The organism is Bradyrhizobium sp., from assembly GCF_035484855.1.
GTDB lineage: Bacteria > Pseudomonadota > Alphaproteobacteria > Rhizobiales > Xanthobacteraceae > Bradyrhizobium.
Genome location: NZ_DATHOP010000161.1, coordinates 1 through 4,750, shown reverse-complemented (window position 1 = coordinate 4,750; position 4,750 = coordinate 1). Strand labels below are relative to the sequence as shown.

The window sequence follows — 4,750 nt, the reverse complement described above, 5'->3', positions numbered from 1 at the left end:
GACCTCGCCAGCCTGCGGCACGAAACGCAGTATACGCGGTTGTTCAGGTCGTGAGGATGCGCGGAATGCACTCGATGTTTCAACCCGCGAAAGCGAGGACCCCTGGTGTGAGCGCAGCAGCGCCCATCGCTACTCCGTGTCCTCTCGTTTTAGCGCGCCGACAGAGACCTTCTGCCACAATGCTTTTCTGTGATTATGGGTCGCGGCGTTCGCCGGGACGACAACAGAGAAAGAACTTCTGACATGTCCAGTTCTCACGGCCCGCTTCGTATCGGCATCGGTGGTCCCGTCGGGTCCGGAAAAACCGCATTGATGGACCTGCTCTGCAAGTCGATGCGGGAGCGCTACGACATCGCCGCGATCACCAATGACATCTACACCAAATGGGATGCGGAATTTCTGGTGCGTTCGGGTTCGCTGACGCCGGACCGTATCGCCGGCGTCGAAACCGGTGGCTGCCCGCATACCGCGATCCGCGAGGACGCCTCGATGAATCTCGCCGCGGTGGCCGACATGCGCGCGAAATTCCCCGGCCTCGACCTGGTGCTGATCGAATCCGGCGGCGACAACCTCGCCGCCACCTTCTCGCCGGAACTCGCCGATCTCACCATCTACGTCATCGACGTCGCCGCCGGCGACAAGATCCCCTCCAAGGGCGGCCCCGGCATCACCCGCTCCGACCTCCTGGTGATCAACAAGATCGACCTCGCCCCGCATGTCGGGGCGTCGCTGGAGAAGATGGACACCGACGCAAGGCGGATGCGCGGCGAACGGCCTTTCGTGATGACGAATCTGCGCAAGAGCGAGGGCCTGGAGCGCATCATCGGCTTCATCGAAGCCAAGGGCGGGCTGACGCCGCAGGCTGCGGCGAAGGCGGGCTGATCGACTTCTCCCTCTCCCCGCTCTTGCGGGGAGAGGGTTGGGGTGAGGGGCTCTCTCAACGAGTTCGACTCGCTGAGAGTCCCCCTCACCCGGATCGCATCTGCGATGCGATCCGACCTCTCCCCGCAAGCGGGGCGAGGTGGCATTAACACTTGTGGCAAGCAAACCGGTGCAAAAACTTTCGCAGCTCGCCTGTGGAACAAAATTCCCCCACGATGATTAGCATCCCCCGGCCGTTGCCAGGACAACACCTCCGGCAACCTTGTTTGCTCTCTGCCCGCCAACCGCAGTTGCGTACCGATGATCGCTCCGCCAATATCCGAAAACGGTTGGCTCTTATTGTCTTCGGTTTGTTGCCGCCCCCACATGATGCTTGATCGATTCTTCGCCAGCTCCTCATTCCCCGAGTAAAACGAGTGGTTCGACTCGGTTTCATCATCGGTTTCATCGCGCTGATCGGGGCCCTGTTCTCCGGGCTCGCCGCCTATCGCGTTCACGATCAGGAATTGACCGTCGACCGGATCGCCCTGGCGCGAGCGATCGACGTGCATGCGAGCCTGGTCCAGGACCGGCTGACTGAGCGCGAGCTGCTGGCCCGTGTCGCCTCCGGCCTGTTCCGCGCGCCCGCGGTGATCAAGGCCGATATGCTGCAGCCGCTGCGGTCGTCGATCTATGCCTTCAAGACCGATTTCGTTGTCGCGACCTGGATCGCCCGCCTCAAGCCGAGCGAGTTCGACGCCGCGCGCGCCGAACTCGCCGGCGCCGGCTTTCCCAATCCTGTGATCCGCAACTACGATGACAAGCCGCTGGATGCGGCGGCGCGCGGCGCGCCGCTCGACATGGTGATGGACGTCGAGCCCCGCGACGCCGTGACCATGGAACTCCCGGGCCGCGCCATCGATCGTCACCCCATCCTGGGGCCGATGCTGGCGCAGGCCATGGCCAGCGGCCGGCCGGTGGCCTCCGATCCGTTTCCGCTGCTGCGGCCGGACGGGCCGGTCGGGCTGGTGCTGGCCGCGCCGGTACTGCAGGAGGACGGCGGCGAGCCGGCCGGCTTCGTCACCTTCTCCTATGAACTGGCGCCGCTGATGCTGGCCAATGACGACCTCTCGCTGTTTTCGGTGGCGCTGAAGGACCCGCGCGACGCCGATCGCGAACTGGTGTCCGACCAGCAGGGCGGCGTCACGTCGCGCGCGATCTCGTCGCAGGCCGCGCCCCCCTCGATGCTGCGCAACGTGACGTTCGGCAACCGCGACTGGCCGCTCGCTTATTACGCCAAGATCAACACCGCGCGGCATGCCGAGCAGACTGCCGCGGTGGTGGCGGCGATCGGGCTCGCGCTGACCAGCATCGTCTGCGGGCTGTTCGGCTATGTCGCCTACAACAATCTGCGGCTCAGCCGCGAGATCGAGGTCAGGATCGGTTTCGAGCGGCGGCTCACGGCGGTAATCGACGAACTCAATCACCGGGTCAAGAACATCCTCGCCGTGATCCAGTCGATCGTGACCCGCACCTTGCGCCACGGCTCCAACATCGACGTCGCCCGCGAGCTGCTGATCGGCCGCATCCACGCGATGTCGAACGTGGTCTCGTTGCTCAGCGAAAGCCAGTGGCAGGGCGTCGAACTGAAAGGCCTGTTCGAGGCCCGCGCCATCCCGCATGCCGAGCGGATCGCGGTCTCCGGTCCCGACATCGCGGTCAGCGCGCGGGCCGCGCAATCGCTGTCGCTGTTGTTCTTCGAACTGGCCTCGCATTCCGACGAGGGGCTGTCGCTGGTCGGAAAACATCCGCACATCGTGGCGCAATGGGAAGTGACGGGCGAGGAGCCCGACAAGGTGTTTCACTTCCGCTGGGAGGAATTCAACACCAGTGCGGCGACCCGCCGCGAGGACTCCGATTTCGGCGTGATCCTGCTCGACCGCGTCGCGCCCGAGGCGCTCGGCGGCGTTTCAAAGCGCTATTTCACCGAAGTCAGCTACGTCTACGAACTCACCGCCCCGATGGCGACCGTCATCGACATGACCGAGCGCGACCGCACCGAACAATTCGCGGCGCCGCCGAAGAAGCGGCGGTAGCTCAACTGTCGTCCCGGCCTTGAGCCGGGATCATACGCCGCGGCCTCTCGGTTACGCACGGTATTTGACGGCTTGCCTGGCAACTCCCGCCGGTGGTTATGGGTCCCCGGCTCAAGGCCGGGACGACAACCTTACTACCCGCTGCCACCGATCACGGCGCGCACGGTCTGGTCGGGGCCGAAATCCTCGGTGCCGTCGACATAGAGCAGCGCCGAGAGCTTGGAGCGCGCGCGGTTGACGCGGCTCTTGATGGTGCCGACCGCACAGCCGCAGATCGCGGCGGCATCCTCATAGGAGAAGCCGGAGGCGCCGACCAGGATCAGCGCCTCGCGCTGGTCCTGCGGCAATTTGTCCAGCGCCGCGCGAAACTCCTCGAACTCCAGATGCGCGCTCTGCGCCGGCTGGGTCTTCAGCGTCTTGGCATAGCTGCCGTCGGCGTCCTCGACCTCGCGCCGCCGCTTGCGGTAGTCGGAGCGGAACAGGTTGCGCAGGATCGTGAACAGCCAGGCCGGTAGATTGGAGCCGGGCTGGAACGAGTCGATATTGGCCAGCGCGCGAAGCAGGGTTTCCTGCACCAGATCGTCGGCACGATCGCCGTTACCGCTGAGCGAGATCGCGAACGCACGCAGGCTCGGCACCGACGCCAAGATGTCGTCGCGGAGAGAGTCTGTGAGAGGCATTAGTCCCTCCCGTCATTTTTGTCGCCCGCCGTACCCAGTTGGGGATTGGGCTCGGAGCCATCAAGCTTTCGGATCAATTCCGCGAAGCGGTCTGGCACCCCCTGCCGTACGACATCGTCGTACATCGCGCGGAGCTGATGGCCGATCCGTGACTGGATTTCGGCATTCAGCCCGCCTTGCTTGCTGGGTGCGGCATTCTTGGACTTTACATCTTTCATGACCTGATCCACGCTTCCCCGAGAGTTAAGTCCCTGAATAATCTATGATTATCTTAGAATTCGAGAACCCGCTGTACCTGTGTAACCGGACTAATTCCAACTCGGCTGTAAAGTTCCTTGGGCCAATGGAACTTTTATCCCGCTGGGGCGTAATCAGGCGTATCAGGGGGAACCCGGGTCACCCCGTCAGGTAGTTTGACCCAAGGAAATCAATGGAGTGGGGATGTCGCGATCACAGCTCGTAGCTGAACATTTACCGTTGTTGCGCCGATATGCCCGTGCGTTGACGGGAAACCAGGCGTCGGGCGACGCATATGTCGGAGCCATGCTCGAAGCCCTGCTGCAGGATGGGTCGCTGCTGGACGAAACCCATGGCGCCCGCGCCGGCCTGTTCCGGCTGTTCACCCGGATCTGGAATTCGGTCTCGCTCAATGACGATGCCGAGGTGGCCACGCTGCCGATGCCGTCGGAGCGCAGGCTCTCCAACATCACCCCGCTGCCGCGTCAGGCCTTCCTGCTGCTGTCGCTGGAAGGGTTTTCCGAGGAGGAAGTCGCCTACATCCTTGCCACCGACGTCGCCGAGACCCGCAAGCTCGCCGACACCGCCGGGCGGGAAATGGCGGCCGAGATCGCCACCGACGTGCTGATCATCGAGGACGAGACGTTTATCGCCATGGACCTCGAGAGCCTGGTGAAAAACCTCGGCCACAACGTGATCGGCGTGGCGCGCACCCACACCGATGCGGTGGCGTTGGCCAAGAACAAGAAGCCCGGCCTGATCCTGGCCGACATCCAGCTCGCCGACGGAAGCTCGGGTCTCGACGCGGTCAATGAACTGCTGAAAGTGTTCGAGGTGCCGGTGGTATTCATCGCCGCCTATCCGGAGCGCTTCCTG

At 63.8% G+C, this 4,750-nt stretch carries 5 protein-coding genes; 3 read left to right on the top strand and 2 right to left on the bottom strand.

What is annotated here, in order from left to right; all coding sequences use genetic code 11:
• Positions 1–243 precede the first annotated feature (243 nt).
• The gene (ureG, locus tag VK804_RS18295; RefSeq protein ID WP_325372797.1) at positions 244–882 is read left to right on the top strand and encodes an urease accessory protein UreG; all 639 of its coding nucleotides are present in this window, start codon (positions 244–246) and stop codon (positions 880–882) included.
• A gap of 416 nt (positions 883–1,298) precedes the next feature.
• A complete protein-coding gene (locus VK804_RS18290) occupies positions 1,299–2,957 on the top strand; it encodes a CHASE domain-containing protein (protein ID WP_325372795.1) in 1,659 nt (552 codons plus the stop codon).
• A 134-nt stretch (positions 2,958–3,091) separates the two neighbouring features.
• Here the strand turns inward: VK804_RS18290 and VK804_RS18285 are convergent, their stop codons facing one another.
• Both VK804_RS18285 and VK804_RS18280 read right to left on the bottom strand, forming a co-directional pair.
• Complete coding sequence (locus tag VK804_RS18285) at positions 3,092–3,637, bottom strand: sigma-70 family RNA polymerase sigma factor (protein WP_325372793.1); 546 nt, start codon at positions 3,635–3,637, stop codon at positions 3,092–3,094.
• The gene (locus VK804_RS18280; RefSeq protein WP_325372791.1) at positions 3,637–3,855 is read right to left on the bottom strand and encodes a NepR family anti-sigma factor; all 219 of its coding nucleotides are present in this window, start codon (positions 3,853–3,855) and stop codon (positions 3,637–3,639) included. The genes VK804_RS18285 and VK804_RS18280 overlap by 1 nt, the downstream gene beginning before the upstream one ends.
• Before the next feature lie 223 nt (positions 3,856–4,078).
• Here VK804_RS18280 and VK804_RS18275 point away from each other — a divergent pair.
• Positions 4,079–4,750 (top strand): response regulator (locus tag VK804_RS18275; RefSeq protein ID WP_325372789.1); only part of this gene is annotated, 672 nt, incomplete at its 3' end.

What these genes read in the sequence shown, in the direction of transcription:
- ureG (WP_325372797.1), top strand. Translation starts at nt 244, where the DNA reads ATGTCCAGTTCTCACGGCCCGCTTCGTATCGGCATCGGTGGTCCCGTC.
- VK804_RS18285 (WP_325372793.1), bottom strand. Translation starts at nt 3,637, where the DNA reads ATGCCTCTCACAGACTCTCTCCGCGACGACATCTTGGCGTCGGTGCCG.
- VK804_RS18280 (WP_325372791.1), bottom strand. Translation starts at nt 3,855, where the DNA reads ATGAAAGATGTAAAGTCCAAGAATGCCGCACCCAGCAAGCAAGGCGGG.